13 protein-coding genes and 1 pseudogene are annotated in these 14,330 nt (G+C 74.6%); 6 read left to right on the forward strand and 8 right to left on the reverse strand.

Annotated elements, in window-relative coordinates:
* Positions 1 to 298 precede the first annotated feature (298 nt).
* Entirely contained in the window at positions 299 to 1,822 is a 1,524-nt protein-coding gene (locus tag I3F54_RS17230) for a VWA domain-containing protein (RefSeq protein WP_240119683.1), read from the forward strand.
* Positions 1,823 to 2,049: 227 nt separating this feature from the next.
* On the opposite strand, the gene I3F54_RS17235 is transcribed toward I3F54_RS17230, so the two are convergent.
* Both I3F54_RS17235 and I3F54_RS17240 read right to left on the reverse strand, forming a co-directional pair.
* Positions 2,050 to 2,457 (reverse strand): rodlin, encoded by a 408-nt coding sequence (locus tag I3F54_RS17235; protein ID WP_240119684.1) that lies wholly within the window; start codon positions 2,455 to 2,457, stop codon positions 2,050 to 2,052.
* 332 nt (positions 2,458 to 2,789) lie between these two features.
* Positions 2,790 to 3,200 carry a rodlin gene (locus I3F54_RS17240; RefSeq protein WP_240119685.1) on the reverse strand — a complete coding sequence of 137 codons (411 nt, stop codon included), beginning with the start codon at positions 3,198 to 3,200 and terminating at the stop codon, positions 2,790 to 2,792.
* A 260-nt stretch (positions 3,201 to 3,460) separates the two neighbouring features.
* On the opposite strand from I3F54_RS17240, the gene I3F54_RS17245 reads away from it, so the two are divergent.
* The 4 genes and pseudogenes from I3F54_RS17245 to I3F54_RS17260 all read left to right on the forward strand — a co-directional run bounded on the left by I3F54_RS17245 (position 3,461) and on the right by I3F54_RS17260 (position 5,514).
* Complete coding sequence (locus I3F54_RS17245; protein WP_240119686.1) at positions 3,461 to 3,871, forward strand: rodlin; 411 nt, start codon at positions 3,461 to 3,463, stop codon at positions 3,869 to 3,871.
* 327 nt (positions 3,872 to 4,198) lie between these two features.
* On the forward strand, positions 4,199 to 4,450 hold the full coding sequence (locus tag I3F54_RS17250) for a chaplin (RefSeq protein WP_240119687.1): 252 nt from the start codon (positions 4,199 to 4,201) through the stop codon (positions 4,448 to 4,450).
* Positions 4,451 to 4,584: 134 nt separating this feature from the next.
* Positions 4,585 to 4,737 (forward strand): annotated as a pseudogene (locus tag I3F54_RS17255) (chaplin); the annotation flags it as partial.
* Between the two features lie 663 nt (positions 4,738 to 5,400).
* Entirely contained in the window at positions 5,401 to 5,514 is a 114-nt protein-coding gene (locus tag I3F54_RS17260) for an LPXTG cell wall anchor domain-containing protein (protein ID WP_240119755.1), read from the forward strand.
* Between the two features lie 335 nt (positions 5,515 to 5,849).
* Here I3F54_RS17260 and I3F54_RS17265 read toward each other — a convergent pair whose 3' ends face one another.
* The gene (locus I3F54_RS17265; protein WP_240119688.1) at positions 5,850 to 7,166 is read right to left on the reverse strand and encodes an ATP-grasp domain-containing protein; all 1,317 of its coding nucleotides are present in this window, start codon (positions 7,164 to 7,166) and stop codon (positions 5,850 to 5,852) included.
* A 137-nt stretch (positions 7,167 to 7,303) separates the two neighbouring features.
* Here I3F54_RS17265 and I3F54_RS17270 point away from each other — a divergent pair, with 137 nt between their 5' ends.
* Positions 7,304 to 8,620 (forward strand): glycoside hydrolase family 26 protein, encoded by a 1,317-nt coding sequence (locus I3F54_RS17270; RefSeq protein ID WP_240119689.1) that lies wholly within the window; start codon positions 7,304 to 7,306, stop codon positions 8,618 to 8,620.
* A gap of 103 nt (positions 8,621 to 8,723) precedes the next feature.
* Here the strand turns inward: I3F54_RS17270 and I3F54_RS17275 are convergent, their stop codons facing one another.
* The 5 genes from I3F54_RS17275 to murJ are packed head-to-tail and all read right to left on the reverse strand — an operon-like array spanning position 8,724 to position 14,072.
* On the reverse strand, positions 8,724 to 9,872 hold the full coding sequence (locus I3F54_RS17275) for a GNAT family N-acetyltransferase (RefSeq protein WP_240119690.1): 1,149 nt from the start codon (positions 9,870 to 9,872) through the stop codon (positions 8,724 to 8,726).
* The gene (locus tag I3F54_RS17280; RefSeq protein ID WP_240119691.1) at positions 9,869 to 10,534 is read right to left on the reverse strand and encodes a lipopolysaccharide biosynthesis protein; all 666 of its coding nucleotides are present in this window, start codon (positions 10,532 to 10,534) and stop codon (positions 9,869 to 9,871) included. The genes I3F54_RS17275 and I3F54_RS17280 overlap by 4 nt, the downstream gene beginning before the upstream one ends.
* Entirely contained in the window at positions 10,531 to 11,694 is a 1,164-nt protein-coding gene (locus tag I3F54_RS17285) for a glycosyltransferase (protein WP_240119692.1), read from the reverse strand. The genes I3F54_RS17280 and I3F54_RS17285 overlap by 4 nt, the downstream gene beginning before the upstream one ends.
* Position 11,695: 1 nt before the next feature.
* The gene (locus I3F54_RS17290) at positions 11,696 to 12,430 is read right to left on the reverse strand and encodes a polysaccharide deacetylase family protein (protein WP_240119693.1); all 735 of its coding nucleotides are present in this window, start codon (positions 12,428 to 12,430) and stop codon (positions 11,696 to 11,698) included.
* A complete protein-coding gene (gene murJ / locus I3F54_RS17295; RefSeq protein ID WP_240119694.1) occupies positions 12,414 to 14,072 on the reverse strand; it encodes a murein biosynthesis integral membrane protein MurJ in 1,659 nt (552 codons plus the stop codon). Before murJ ends, I3F54_RS17290 begins: the two co-directional genes overlap by 17 nt.
* Positions 14,073 to 14,330 lie beyond the last annotated feature (258 nt).

The following is a 14,330-nucleotide window of genomic DNA, read 5'->3' on the forward strand; positions in this document are numbered from 1 at the left end:
GTCCGCGGGCGCCCTCCGCCGTGTGATCGCACGTACCGGACGCCGCAGGGCCCGCCCTCCGGGCGGCCGCCGCTCCTCTCGGGACACGCCCCGTGCCGCGAGCCGGGAGGGGGCCACCGCGAGCCGGTGGGCCCTCCGGTCGCGGCCCGGATCAACGGAGGATCACCTACCGGTCTCGACCGCCGCCCGCCGTGCCCTGTTCGAGATCGATCCGCAACGCCCCGTACCGCACGTTCCCGTCCCCCGAGCCGTCACAGTCACTGCAGGCGACGTCAACCGAATCAGGGGGAAAGGAAACATGGAGCGGTACCGGACACGACGGCTGCGCGGCGCCCTGCTCGCTCTCACCGCGCTCGGCGGCCTGCTGCTCGCCGGATGCAGCTCGGGAGGCACCGGCGGCACCTCGGCCGCCGGCACGAGGGGCGGGATGCCGGCGCCCGCCCCCGACAGCACCGGGGCCGGCGTCCGGGCGGACGGGAACGGGCGGGAGTCCGGTGCGCCGCAGGACTTCCTCTCCACCTTCGCCCTCGACGTCGACACCGCCTCCTACGACTACGCCCGCCGCCTGCTGGCCGAGGGCCGGCGGCCCGATCCGTCCCAGGTGCGCCCCGAGGAGTTCGTCAACAGCTTCCGCCAGGACTACCCGCGGCCCGACGGCAACGGCTTCACCGTGACCGTCGACGGCGCCCGTACCGGCGAGGGGGACTGGTCCCTGGTCCGCGTCGGCCTCGCCACCCGCTCCGCGGGTTCCGACGCCGAACGCCCGCCCGCCGCGCTGACCTTCGTCATCGACGTCTCCGGCTCCATGGACGAACCCGGCCGCCTCGACCTCGCCCGGAAGGCCCTCGGCGTGATGACCGACCGGCTGCGTGACGACGACTCCGTGGCCCTGGTCACCTTCACCGACGAGGCGCGGACGGTCCTGCCCATGACCCGCCTCGACGGCCACCGCGGGACGGTCCATCGCGCGATCGACGGCCTTCGGGCCCGCGAGTCCACCAACCTCGGCGCCGGTGTGCGCACCGGTTACGACACTGCCGTCGAGGGCCTGCGCAAGGGCGCCACCAATCGGGTCGTCCTGATCTCCGACGCACTCGCCAACACCGGCGACACCGACCCCGACTCCATCCTGGAACGCATCTCCTCGGCCCGCCGCGAGCACGGCATCACCCTCTTCGGCGTCGGCGTCGGCAGCGACTACGGCGATGCCCTCATGGAACGCCTCGCCGACAAGGGCGACGGGCACACCGTGTACGTGTCCGACGAGGAGCAGGCCCGCAAGGTGTTCGGCGAGGAACTCCCGCGGAACGTCGGCCTCACCGCCCGCGACGCCAGGGCACAGGTCGCCTTCGCCCCCGCCACGGTCGCCGAGTTCCGCCTGATCGGCTACGACGACCGCCGGGTCGCCGACGACGACTTCCGCAACGACCGGGTCGACGGCGGCGAGGTCGGCCCCGGCCACGCCGTCACCGCCCTGTACGCCGTCCGCACCGAGCCCGGCGCCCGCGGCCATCTGGCGACGGCGACGGTGCGCTGGCTCGATCCCGGCTCCCGTACCCCGCACGAGCAGACCGGGCAGTTGGAGACCGGTTCCCTGACGGACGACGTGTGGCGCGCGAGCCCTCGCTTCCAGGTCGCGGCGACGGCGGCGTACTTCGCCGACGCCCTGCGCTCGCCCGATCCCCGCCACGGCACCCTCCCGGGTGCCCCGGCCCTCGACCGGCTCGCCGAGCACGCCGACCGCCTCGCGCGGACCACCGAGGACGAGGACGTACGGCGGCTCGGCGACGCCATCCGTCAAGCGTCCCGCTACCGGGAATAGTGCCGCGACGGGACCGCCGTCCCCCGCCGCCGTTGCCGGGGTGCTTCCCGGGGGCTCCGGCCGCGATGCCGTGACGGGCCGTCGCCGGGCGCCGTGAGCCGGTGGGTCCCTCCGGTCGCGGCACCGGCGCCGGTCCTGTGGCGCCGTCGCCGTCCGGGGGCGTCCGGACACGCGAACGGCGGGCCACCGGGAGGAACCGGTGGCCCGCCGTTCGGTGCGGGGGCCGGTCAGCCGTTGCCCGCGCCGTTGCCCGACAGGGCCGAGATGTCGTCCAGGATGTGCGACAGCGGCTCGTCGCCCTTGGCCTGGGTGGAGTTCTCGACGCACTGCTGGTTCTGCGGCGCGGACAGGATCGGGATGTCCTGGACGCCGACGTTGACCAGGGCGACGAGCGACTGCGCGTTGAGCTTCGCCGGCAGGCCGACACAGGGCTTGTTGAGGGAGCCCTGGACCAGCGACAGCTGCGGGCTCATGTCGCCCTTGGTCACCGAGTTGCCGAACTCCTGCGAAGCGCCGTTGCCGCTGGCGGAGGTGGTGCCGGTGTCGTCGCCGATGGCGAGCGCCTGGGGGGCGGTCGCCGCCGACATACCGGCGATGGAGGCGGCAAGAGCCGCGGTCGCCCACAGCTTCTTCATGTTCGTTCCCTTCGAAAAGGCGGACTCCGGGGGAGGAGCTGCGTGATCGTCAACGCGCACGGGCCTCCCGGGTTTCGGCCTGTGACCCGAACGGAGCAGCGCATTCCGGGGCGGGCGCGAGCCTCGCCCGCACGCCGGTGAACTCCCCGGGGGTGCGCCGCCGTTCGACGGGTCCCACGGACCGGCCCCTGCGGGCGGCGGCAGGGGCCCGGGTCCGCCGTCACGTGCCCCCGGACAGGCCAGCGGGCCGCCGACGAATCGGCGGCCCGCTGGGCGGGGTCCGAGAACTCGGACCCCGAGGCTGTTCAGAACAGTCGCTTCAGAACAGTCGCTCAGTGGTTGGCGGCACCGTTGCCGGCCAGCACCGAGATGTCGTCCAGGATGTGCGACAGCGGCTCGTCGCCCTTGGCCTGGGTGGAGTTCTCGACGCACTGCTGGTTCTGCGGCGCGGACAGGATCGGGATGTCCTGGACGCCGACGTTGACCAGGCCGACGAGCGACTGCGCGTTGACCTTGGCCGGCAGGCCGATGCAGGGCTTGTTGAACGAGCCCTGGATGAGCGCCATCTGCGGGCTCATGTTGCCGTACGTGGCGGAGTTGCCGAACGACTGCATGGCCCCGTTGCCGCTGGCGGACGTGGTGCCGTTGTCGTTGCCGATGGCCAGAGCCTGCGGCGCGGCGGCGGCAGAGGCGCCCACGACGGAAGCGGCGACCGCGGCGGAAGCCAGTACCTTCTTGATCACTTGCATGTCCCTTCTGGAGAAACCCCGTCCACCGGAGCGCTCTGGACAACTGCGCCGGGCCTGCTTGGTTGCTGCCATTCACTCTGATGGCCTAAAGCGTCGAACGGGTCGGCGCGTTCTCACCCGCTGGTGTATTCCGTGAATTCCGTGACCGCACACGCACCGATCGGGTGAAGGCCCGCAACCAATCCCCTCCCGCCGGGTTGATGCGGGGGCAGGAACACACGTCTTGGCCCCGGGGCCAGGAAAGGAAAAGCGAAATGCTGAAGAAGGCAATGGCCGCGGCGGCGGTCGCCGCGTCCCTCGTCGGCGCGTCGGCGGCGGCGGCCCCCCAGGCGCTTGCCATCGGCGACGACAGCGGCACCACCTCCGCCAGCGGCAACGGTGCGCACAGCGCGTTCGGCAACTCGGTGACCAAGGGTGACATGAGCCCGCAGGCCACCCTGGTCCAGGGCTCGCTCAACAAGCTCTGTGTCGGTCTGCCGGCCAAGGGCAACGTCCAGTCCGTCCTTGCCGCGGTCAACGTCGGTGTCCAGGACGTCCCTGTCCTGTCCGCGCCGCAGAACCAGCAGTGCGCCGAGAACTCCACCCAGGCCAAGGGCGACGAGCCGCTGTCGCACATCCTGGACGACATCTCGGCCCTGTCGGGCAACGGCATCCAGAACGGCTGATCCACGCCGCGCGCCGCGCGCCCGGACGATCCCGCGCTTCCCCCGCACGGGCCCGTCCGGGCGCCTGCGCGCGCCGTGCACCGATCCTTTCCTCTGCTTTTCTGATCTTCGCCCGGCTCCTGCTCCGCCACTCAGGCGAACCGTTTCCCCTCTTATGGGTCCCCTATGTCAATTCTCTGAAGGCGTTCGAGTGAATTCCCCTGCGGCCCCCGTTCCGTAGTTTCTCCGGCCGTCTATGTCTCGTTTGCAGCCTGCAGGTCATGGTGCGAGCCGTTCCGACTGTGCTCGCTCGGTTCTGCCCGTCAACGGCCGGGCCGACATAGGGGCATGACCGCAGAGAAGGGAAACTCCATGAAGAAGAGCGCCGCTGTTGTCGCGGGCCTCGTCCTGGCTCTCGGCGGGGCCGCCCCGGCCTTCGCCGACGCCGGTGCCGAGGGTGCCGCCATCGGTTCGCCGGGCGTCCTGTCGGGCAACGTCGTCCAGGTTCCGATCCACATCCCGGTCAACGCCTGCGGCAACTCCGTCGACGTCATCGCCCTGCTGAACCCGGCTTTCGGCAACGTCTGCGTCAACAGCTGACGGTTTGACCCACCAGCCGTACGGCTGTGTCGAGGCCGGCCTTGGACAAGTGCTCTCTCCGTGCCCAAGGCCGGCCTTTTCCCACTTCTTCAAGCAGGAAGACCACGAGATTGCGACAGACCCTGAGCAGGGGAATGGTCGTGGCCGCAGCCGCGACAAGCATTCTGTCCCTGTACGGAAGTCCAGCCCTAGCCGACACGCATGCAACCGGCGCGGCGAACAACTCTCCTGGCGTGCTGTCCGGGAACGCCGCCGAAGTCCCGGTCGAGGTTCCGGTCAACGCCTGCGGCAACTCGGCCGACCTGATCGCCGCCCTGAGCCCGGCTCTCGGCGACCTCTGCGCCAACGCCTCCGGCGCAGGTTACGCCCACCGTCCCGCCCCCAGCCCGCCGGCGCCTCAGGGCACACCGTACGGGGAGGACGACTCCGACGACTCCGGCTACGGCTCCGGCGGCGGTGACGAGGAAGACTGCGACCAGCCCGGTGGCCACGGTGGTGGTGGCCACGGTGGTGGTCACGGCGGTGGTGGTGGCCACGGTGGCGGTGGTGGTGACCACGGCGGTGGCGGTGGTGACCACGGCGGTGGCGGTGGTGACCACGGCGGCGGTGGTGGTGGCCACGGTGGTGGTGGCCACGGTGGTGGTGGCCACGGTGGTGGCGGTGGTGACCACGGCGGTGGCGGTGGTGACCACGGTGGCGGTGGTGGTGGCCACGGTGGTGGTGGCCACGGTGGTGGCCACGGCGGTGGCGGTGGTGGCCACGGTGGCGGTGGTGGTGGCCACGGTGGCGGTGGTGGTGACCACGGCGGTGGCGGTGGTGGCCACGGCGGTGGCGGTGGTGGCCACGGCGGTGGCGGTGGTGGCCACGGCGGTGGCGGTGGTGACCACGGTGGCGGTGGTGGTGACCACGGTGGCGGTGGTGGTGACCACGGCGGTGGCACGCCTCCCTCGATGGCCGACACCGGTGGCAACGAGGCCATGCTGGCCGCTTCCGGCGTCAGTGCCGCGCTGATCGCGGGTGGCGCCTTCCTGTACCGACGAGGCCGAGCCGCGTCCCGCCGGTAGAGCACGGGGTGCCGGACGCACCGCGTCCGGCACCCGCCCCGCCCCCCGGTACGTCGGCTCCGCCCCGGCTCCGTATCGTCCCCGCCCGCCGGCCGGGCACCGGGACACCCGGGCGACCGTGACCGCGTGCCGGGGGCGCCGTACGCCGCGGAACGGGGGGTGCGCCGTGGGCGCCGCGACGCGGACGAGGAGCGGCACCCGGCCGCAGCCGGAGTCCGTCACCGGGCCCGCGAGGATCGGCTCGGGCCATCCGGACGTGACGTCCCCGCTCCTCCCGGGCGCGCCGTCGGCCGCCGCCGTCGGGCCGGTGCGCAGCTCGTCCGCGGGCGGCACGATCAGCAACTGCTCGCCCTCTCGTCGTCGGACAGGTCGGTGTGACGGGTCCCGGACGCCTCGGGCGGCGACGCCTGGCGGACCACCCGCGGCTGTGCGCCCCCGGCGGGGGCGGCAGCCGCCGGGGACGCCCCCGAGGGTGGCGTGCCCCGTACCCGCTCCACGACGCGGCGGCCGACGTGCCGGAACCACAGCCCCCGCAGGGCCCGCCCCGGCGCCCGGTCGTCCGCCGCGTGCCAGGCGTGCTCGCGCCCGCCGGGAGCCGGGCACAGGGCGGCCAGGGGTGCGTAGTTCTCGACGACGAACCGCCGTCCGGGAAGCGGCGACCCCTCCGGCAGCGGGCGGTGCGTCAGATCCAGGTGCAGGGCCCGTACGACGTCCAGCGCGGCGGTGTCGCAGAAGAGCCGGAACTGGGCGCCGGGACGCGGGTTGAAGTCGAGCAGGTGGTAGCGGCCGCTCGCGCCGCAGCGCCGGAAGTCCAGGTCGAGGATGCCGCGGTAGCCCAGCCGCTGGACGAGCCGTTCGGTGAGCGCCTGTAGTTGCTGATGGGGCGTCCACTCGCCGACCGCGGTCAGCCCGGCGCCGCGCGGCCACGCGGCGAGCTTGCGGCCGGTGCCGCCGCCGCGCAGGGCCCCGGAGCGGCCGGCGTAGGCGTGGCAGAACCAGTCGCGGTCGCGACCGGGCGGCAGGAACTCCTGCAACAGCAGCGGACTGCCCGCCTCGTCGCGCCGCCGGTACAGCTCCTTCGCCTGCTGCGCGGTGCCGACGAGGACCGTGCTGCGCAGTCCGGAGCCCGGGGGCAGCAGCCAGGGGCGGCTCCACTTCGCCACCAGCGGCAGGCCCAGCCGCCGGACGGCGCGGGACGCCTGGTCGGCGCTGTCGGGGACGACGGTGACCGGGTGCGGGACGTCCGCCGCCGCGCACACGGCGGCCAGCGCGGCCTTGTCGGCGACGCGCTCGGCCGGTGTGCCGGGCGCGTCGGGCAGCAGGTAGGCGGGTGCGAGGTCGTCCCGGAGCCGGCCCACGGCCACGGCGCTCGCGTCGTCCATCGGGATCAGCACGGCGGGCCGGGCGATCCGGGAGGCGACCCGGCGCAGCACCGCGGCGATGTCGCCGGCCCGGGCGCCGGGCGGCGGCGGGAGATGGAACTGGCGGGCAAAGCGCGACCGGGACACCGGACTTGCCGTGCCGTCAGCGATCACGTGGACCTCGACGCCCGCTCTGCCGAGCGAGCGCACGGCACCCAGCGTTCCGTGGTGAAAGGGATTCGGGTCGATCCGCAGCAGTACGGCGGGGACGCGGGTGTCGAACTGCGACACGGGCATGTTCCTTCGGTTCGGGTCACTGGTGTGGGCGATCAGAACACTCGAACGCCGTAGCGGCGGTGGCGTAAGGCCATTTCATATGACTGAGTGTCAGTACTGCTGTCCGTACTGGAGTGGAGAAAGGAGCAGGCATGGCCCCACACCAGCGACGCGCCCGGCCCCGGCGGCTGGCGGTCGTCGCCGCCACGGTTGCCGCATCCGCGGCCCTGGCCTCCGGACCTGGATTCGCCGCGGGCACGGGGGCGGTGCGGTTCGCCGATCCCTCCGCTCCGGCGCCGACCCCGCCCGCCACCGCCCCGGCGGCGGAACCGGCAGAGACCCCCGCACCGCCACAGCCCGAGCAGGCCGCGCAGTCGCCGAAGAACGTCCCCGCCTTCGGCGCCTACCTCGACTTCGGGGCGCGGGGCGTGGCCCGCATGGCCGAGCTCAGCCAGTGGCTGGACGGGGCAGAACTCCGCGTCGGCCACACCTACCTGCCCGGCGACCGCTGGAGCAACATCGAGGGGCGGCCCGGATTCCTCGACGTGTGGGCGGACTGGCGGCGGGAGAAGGACGACCGGATGCTCGTCCTGAACGTCCCCATGCTGGAACGCAACGAGGAGGGCGTCCCCGACGCCGAGGTGCGCCGGCTGCTGCGGCAGGGCGCGTCCGGAGCGTTCGACCACCACTTCCGGGCGCTCGCCGAGCGGCTGGTGCGGCTGGACGTGCCGGACACGGTGATCGTGCTCGGCTGGGAGATGAACGGCATCACCTACACCCACCGCTGCGGACCGGACCCGCAGGCATGGAAGGCGTACTGGAACCGGATCGTCACCACCATGCGCGCGGTGCCGGGCCAGCGGTTCAGGTTCGACTTCACGCCGAGCCGCGGCCGGGACGCCGTCCCCTGGACGCAGTGCTACCCGGGTGACGACACCGTCGACATCATCGGCATGGACTCCTACGACCAGCCGTCCGGGATGTCCTTCGACCAGCAGGTCAAGGAGCCGCTCGGGCTCCAGGCGCACGTCGACTTCGCCAAGGCCCACGGCAAGGCCGTCTCCTACCCGGAGTGGGGCCTGTTCCGCAACGGCGACAACGACGACTACATGCGGCGCATGCTCGCCTGGATGGACGAGCACCATCCGCTGTACAACACGCTGACCGACTACTGCCCGCACGGCGTCTGGCAGTGCCGGGACAATCCGCGCTCCTCCGCGGTGTACCGCGCGCTCCTGTCCGGCCGCACGGACGACACGGGCCCGGCCGAGCCGACCGACCCCGCGACCCCGACCACGCCCGACATCCCGACCACGCCCGACACCCCGGCCACACCGGCCGAGCCCACCCCGCCGGCGATCCCCGGCCAGCCGGCGCACTGCTCGCCGCTGGAGCTCGGCGACTGGGTCGAGTACTGGCTGGGCGGGAAGCTGTGCATCAGGTTCGACTGGTGGTCGCGATCTGGCTAGGGGGTGTTTCGAAAGCCCCGCACCGCACCGGACCTTCGAAACACCCCCTAGTGCCGCGGCAGGCACCGCGGGGCGGGGGGCCTGCCGCGGGCGGCGGGGCCGCTCAGGTCCCGCCACCGCGACCGTCCCTCCACTCGTTCCGGCGGCGCAGCAGCTCCTTGCCGCGCCGCCGGGCGGACGCCCGCCCGAGCGCCGCCGCGAGCAGCGGGGCGGTCCGGCGGCGGGCCAGCAGCAGACGCGCGTTGGGCACCGTCTCGGGCCGCCAGTGGTGCTTGTACGCCTCCTCACCGCGCAGCAGGCTCAGCGTCGTGTGCCCGCCGCCCGCGAGCCGCTCCGTGCACGCGTCCAGCAGCATCACCGCCACGTCCACCCGACGCTCGCGCAGGCAGGGGTGGGCGCCGTAGAGATAGCCGCCGGCCAGCCGGCGCGACAGCAGCGTCAGGTCGACGGCGACCACGTCGTCCTCCAGCCGGAACTCGGTGACGGTCGCGTCCCCGGAGCGCACCATCTCGCCCGCCGCGCACACCAGATGGTCCTGGAACCGCTCCTGCAGGTGCTCCCCGGTCACGCCCCGCCCCTGCCACTGCAACCGGTGCAGCTCCAGCAGCCGGCGCAGCGCCTTGTCCGCCTCGTCGGGGTGGACGGTGCGGCGTTCGACGCCGAGGGCGTCCAGCTTGCGCAGCTTGGCCCGGGCCCGCTGCCGGGCCTTGGCCGAGGGCAGCCGGGACACGAGCCCGTCCATGGACACGGCGGGCAGCTCCAGGCAGACCGAGTCGGCGAGCCTGTGACGCGGGCCGGCCCAGCGGTCGTAGATCCGCTCGGCCGCCGCGCCGGGCCGTACCTCGCGCAGGTCGATCAGCGCGGTGCGGGCGGCTGCGGCGAGCGCGTCGGTGAGCGCGGCCACCGCCGGTTCGCCGTGTTCGTCGTCGACCAGGACGTCCCCGTAGTCGGAGATCGCCCCGCCGAGCGGGACGAGCGCGGGCAGCGGGCGGCGTTCGGCGGTCAGCGGGGCGGCGGCCACCAGCTCGCCGCGCGCCGCGGTGCCCGCCGCCGCACCGGCCGTCCCGCCCGCCCGCACCAGCAGCAGCCGCAGCCGGCCGGGCCTCCCGTACGCATGCCACCACGACGACAGCCAGGCGTGGCTCTGGAACGGTGTGGCCGTGCCGCACCGCCGGTACAGCCCGCCCCACTCGGCGGCGAGCCCCGCGAACGCCCGCTCGTCCGTGACCAGCTGTGTGGTGTACGCCGTCACAGCCGGCCGTGGGCGTCGGCGGCGACGGCCGGGCCGGGCACCGCGGCGGGACGCCCCTGCTCGGCCTGCGGGCGCCGCGGCCGGACCAGCAGGACCAGCCCGCCGAGCAGACCGCCCGCGCTCGCGCCCACCAGCCCGGTCACAGCGGGCGACGCCGAGGACGGCTCGGCCGGCTTCACCGCGCGCGCGAACTGCTGGAGTTCCACATGGGTGGTGCCGCGCGCGTCCTGGGCGTGCCGGGTCAGCGCGCGGGCCACGGCGTTGGCCATGTCGGCGGCGAGGCCGGCCCGCGCGGAGGTGGCGGTGATCGACACCATCGGCGCGTCCGGCGAGGTCGCCGTCTGCACGTTCTCCCGAAGCGTCCGCACCGGGACGCCCGCCCACACCTGCGCGTCCCCGAGCACCGCCACCTGGGTGGCGACCCGGCCGTAGGCCTGCGCGAAGCCCAGCGCGGACGCCGGGTCGGACTTCTCGGTCGGTACGGCGACGACGTACGCGGTCGCCGAGTACGCCGGCGGCTTCGCCAGGCCGTAGCCGCCGCCGAGCAGCCCGCCGGCGAGGGCACCGGCCGCCAGCAGTGACCAGGGCGGCAGGGCCCGGACCCGGGTGCGGTTCCACCGCGGGCGGCGCGGCGCCTCGGAGGTGTCGGGGGTGTCGGTCATGAGGTGTGTGCCTCCTGGGGTGACGGGGACGGGTGGCGTCCTGGTGAGGCGGCGAGCGCGGCCCGGTAGACGTCCAGGAGCCGGCCGGCGCTGCGGTCGATGCTGTAGTGCAGGGCGGCGTCGGGGGCGCTGCGCGGCTGCGGTCCGAGTGCCCGGACCTCGGCGACGGCGCGGGCGAGGGCGCCGGGGCCCCCGGTGACGCGGAGGGCGGGCCCGGTGGCCTGCCGCGGCAGGTCCTCGACGGCCGGGCAGGAGGCGTACACCACGGGCAGGCCGGCGGCGAGCGCCTCCACGACGGCCAGCCCGAAGGCCTCCTCCGGGGACGGCGAGGCGAGCAGGTCCATGGCGGAGACCAGTGAGGGCAGGTCGGGGCCGGGCGATCCGTCGGGGACGTAGGGTCGTTCCCCGGTGAACAGGACCCGGTCCGCGACGCCCGCCTCGTGCGCGGTCCGGCGCAGCACACTCTCGTCGGGGCCGCCGCCGACCAGCAGCAGCCAGCAGTCGGCGGGCAGTTCGGCGAGCGCGCGGACGGCGATGTCGAAGCGTTTGCCGGCGGTGAGCCGTCCGACGCCGCCGACCACGTAGGCGTCCTCGGGCAGGCCGAGCCGCCGGCGGGTGCGGTGGCGGGCGACCGGGTCGAACCGGAACCGCGCCAGGTCGATGCCGTTGGGCACCACCGCGATGCGCGGCGCAGGAACGCCCCACCGGCGCAGCCGCTCGGCGACGGTGGGGGAGACGGCGACCGTGGCGCGTCCCAGCCGCTCGCTGGCGAGGTACAGCGCCCGCACGCCCCGGGTCAGCCGGCGGCCCTCCATCTGGGAGTCGCCGAGGGAGTGCTCGGTGGCGACCACGGCCCTCACCCCGGCGAGACGGGCGGCGGGGCGGCCGTACACGCAGGCACGGTAGAGGTGCGTGTGGACGATGTCGTAGCCGCCGGAGCGGATGAGCCGGACCAGGCGCGGCAGCGCGGACACGTCGCGGTTGCCGGACATGCCGAGGTGGTGGACACGCACCCCGTCGGCGGCCAGGCCGTCGGCGACCGCTCCCGGGTTGGTGAGCGTCACCACCTCGCAGTCGACGGGCAGATGGCGCAGCAGGAGCCGCAGCTGCTGTTCGGCGCCCCCGACCCCGAGACCCGTGATGATGTGCAGGGCCCGCATCTCACGCGTCCTTCACCGGTCGGCGCCGCAGCCGGTGCAGGCTGCGCTTGAGCAGCAGGCGTACGGCGGTGTCCCGTTCGCCGACGTGGACGCGGGGCAGCGCGAGCGGGCCGGTCAGCGGACCGGGGTCGATGGCGCAGGCGTACCGGTAGCCGGCCTCGCGGACGGCGTCGACCGCGCGGGCGTCGACCGTGCCGTACGGGTAGCAGAACCCGTCGACGTCCCGGCCGAGCAGGTGGGACAGGACCGTCCGGCTCTCCGCCGTCTCCGACTTGAGAGTGACGTCGTCGGCGGCGGTGAGGTCGACATGGGTCAGGCCGTGCGAGCCGATCTCCATACCCGCGTCGGCCGCCCGCCGGATGCCGTCGGCGTCGAGCAGCGGCTTGCGCGGGCCGAGGGGGTCCCAGGCGTTGTCGCCGCCGAGCCGGCCGGGCAGCACGTACAGGGTCGCCGTGCAGCCGTGGCGCTGGAGCAGGGGCAGGGCGGCGTCGAGGAAGTCGGCGTATCCGTCGTCGAAGGTGAGGCCGACCAGGTGCCGGTCGGCTCCGGCCGCGCGGGCGGCGAGCAGTTCGGTGACGGACACGCCTCTCAGACCGCGTCCGCGCAGCCAGGCCAGCTGCTGGTTCAGCCGCTCGGGCGTGACGGTGATGCGGTAGGGGTCGTCGCTTCGGTCGCCCACCGAGTGGTACATCGCCACCCAGGGGACCGGGCCGGGTCGGTCAGCGGTGTCGGGCATGGGTGAGCCTTCGGGTCGCGGTTCGGGCAAGGTGGAGTGCGGAGGAGAGGCCCTGGACGCCCAGGGCCAGTCCGAGCAGGACGAAGACCGCGGTCACGGTCAGCGCGCCGGCCGCGAGGCCGCCCGCGGCGGAGTGCGGCACGGCCGCCGCGTACCCGCCGGCCGTTGCGGCGGCCACTGCGGCGGCGGCCGGCCGGCTCAGCCCGTGCAGGACCCGCCGGGTGCGGATCGGCACGCTGTGCCGGCCCATGCCGGCCAGCAGCAGCCCGGCGGTGAGGGTGATTCCGGCGGCGTTGGCGGCGGCGATGCCGGTCACGCCCCACGGGCCCACCGCCCAGGCACCGGTGCCGCAGGTGACGGCGATCCCGGCGGCCATCGCGGCGAACGGGTACCAGGTGGCGCGGCCTGCCGAGAAGTAGGAGCGGACCAGGACACCCACCAGCGTCTGGGCGAGCAGCCCCAGCGCGTACACGCGCATCACGCCGGCCGTCGCCGCGGTGTCGGCGGCGGTGAACGCGCCGCGCTGGAAGAGCACTTCGATGATCTGCGGGGCGCAGGCGGTCACCGCGGCCGTGCCGAGCAGCACCAGCGACGCGGCCAGCGCCAGGTCCCGCTCCACCCGGGTGCGGGCCTGCTCGGTGTCGCCGTCGGCCAGGGCCCGCGCGACGAGGGGGAAGGTGACGGTGCACACCATCACCGACAGCGACATCGGCATCTGCGCCACCTTCTGGGCGTAGTTGAGGTGCGAGATGGCGCCGGCGGGCAGGTGGGAGGCGAGGAACCGCTCGACGAGGACCTGCGACTGGCGGCACAGCGCGAACAGCAGCACGGTCGCGAGGAGCATGCCGTCCAGGCGGCGTGCCTGCTCACCGCCGACGGCCTGCACGTGGAGCGTGCGGCGCCTCAACCGGTGCACCAGGGACGGCAGCTGCACGGCGATCATCAGGCAGCCGCCCACCGCGACCCCGGCCGCCGCCGAGCGCACCCCCCAGCGCCCGCCGAGCGTCAGCATCGTCACGATGATGCCGGTGTTGTAGGCGACGTAGATCGCCGCCGGCGCCAGGAAGCGGCGGTGGGCGCGCAGGACGGCGCTGCAGTACCCGGCGAGCCCGAAGCTGAGCACGCAGGTCCCGGTCAGCCGGGTGCAGTCGGTGGCGAGCGCCGGGTCGGGCAGGCCGGGGGCGAGGGCCCGGACGAGGTACGGGGCGGTGGCGGCGAGCAGCGCACCGGCCGCGGCGAAGGCGAGCGTGAGGCGTGGCAGCGTCGAGCGGACCAGGGCGCGCACGGGGTCGCCGGGGACGCCCCGGGCACGCCGGGCCAGCGCCAGGCTGAACGCCGGGATCAGCGCGAAAGCCAACCCGTCCTCGATGAGCAGCGTCGCCGCGAACTCGGGCACCGTCCAGGCGACGAGGAAGGCGTCCGTGCCGCTGCCCGCGCCGAACAGGCGGGCCAGCGCCTGGTCGCGGACGAGTCCGAGCAGGGCCCCGGCCACCGACAGGGCAGCGGTGAGCAGGGTCGCCCTGGCCAGGAACCGGCCGGTGAACCGGGGGAGGTCGGCGGCCTCACCGGCCGGCGCGGCGGCCCGCGACGGCGGTACGGTCACGGCACCGTCGGTCCGGGGCGCGGAGGGTTTCACCGCCATCGCGGCCCACCGCCCTCATGAACCCGCCCCGTCCGCCCTCCGGTCTCCCGGGGCGTGCGCGGGGCGCGGCCGGCGGTCCCGGGGGCGGAGGGGACGCAGGGGCGACCGCCCCCGCGGCGGTCGGGGGCAGAGCGGTCCGCGGCGCGGGGGCGGGTGGGGGTGGGGCGGCTCGTAGTGCCGGGGCGGCTGGGGGTGGGGCGGCTCGCGGCGCAGAGCCGGCGCCGGCCGTGCGGGCCCGCGGTGGTCCCGGGTGGTGAG

This window comes from Streptomyces sp. MUM 2J (genome assembly GCF_022414535.1).
GTDB lineage: Bacteria > Actinomycetota > Actinomycetes > Streptomycetales > Streptomycetaceae > Streptomyces.

Excerpts from the sequence above, each read along its gene's own strand:
- I3F54_RS17230 (WP_240119683.1), top strand. The coding sequence starts at position 299 with ATGGAGCGGTACCGGACACGACGGCTGCGCGGCGCCCTGCTCGCTCTC.
- I3F54_RS17250 (WP_240119687.1), top strand. The coding sequence starts at position 4,199 with ATGACCGCAGAGAAGGGAAACTCCATGAAGAAGAGCGCCGCTGTTGTC.
- I3F54_RS17285 (WP_240119692.1), bottom strand. The coding sequence starts at position 11,694 with ATGCGGGCCCTGCACATCATCACGGGTCTCGGGGTCGGGGGCGCCGAA.
- I3F54_RS17280 (WP_240119691.1), bottom strand. The coding sequence starts at position 10,534 with ATGACCGACACCCCCGACACCTCCGAGGCGCCGCGCCGCCCGCGGTGG.
- I3F54_RS17245 (WP_240119686.1), top strand. The coding sequence starts at position 3,461 with ATGCTGAAGAAGGCAATGGCCGCGGCGGCGGTCGCCGCGTCCCTCGTC.
- I3F54_RS17290 (WP_240119693.1), bottom strand. The coding sequence starts at position 12,430 with ATGCCCGACACCGCTGACCGACCCGGCCCGGTCCCCTGGGTGGCGATG.
- I3F54_RS17270 (WP_240119689.1), top strand. The coding sequence starts at position 7,304 with ATGGCCCCACACCAGCGACGCGCCCGGCCCCGGCGGCTGGCGGTCGTC.
- I3F54_RS17260 (WP_240119755.1), top strand. The coding sequence starts at position 5,401 with ATGGCCGACACCGGTGGCAACGAGGCCATGCTGGCCGCTTCCGGCGTC.
- murJ (WP_240119694.1), bottom strand. The coding sequence starts at position 14,072 with ATGGCGGTGAAACCCTCCGCGCCCCGGACCGACGGTGCCGTGACCGTA.
- I3F54_RS17235 (WP_240119684.1), bottom strand. The coding sequence starts at position 2,457 with ATGAAGAAGCTGTGGGCGACCGCGGCTCTTGCCGCCTCCATCGCCGGT.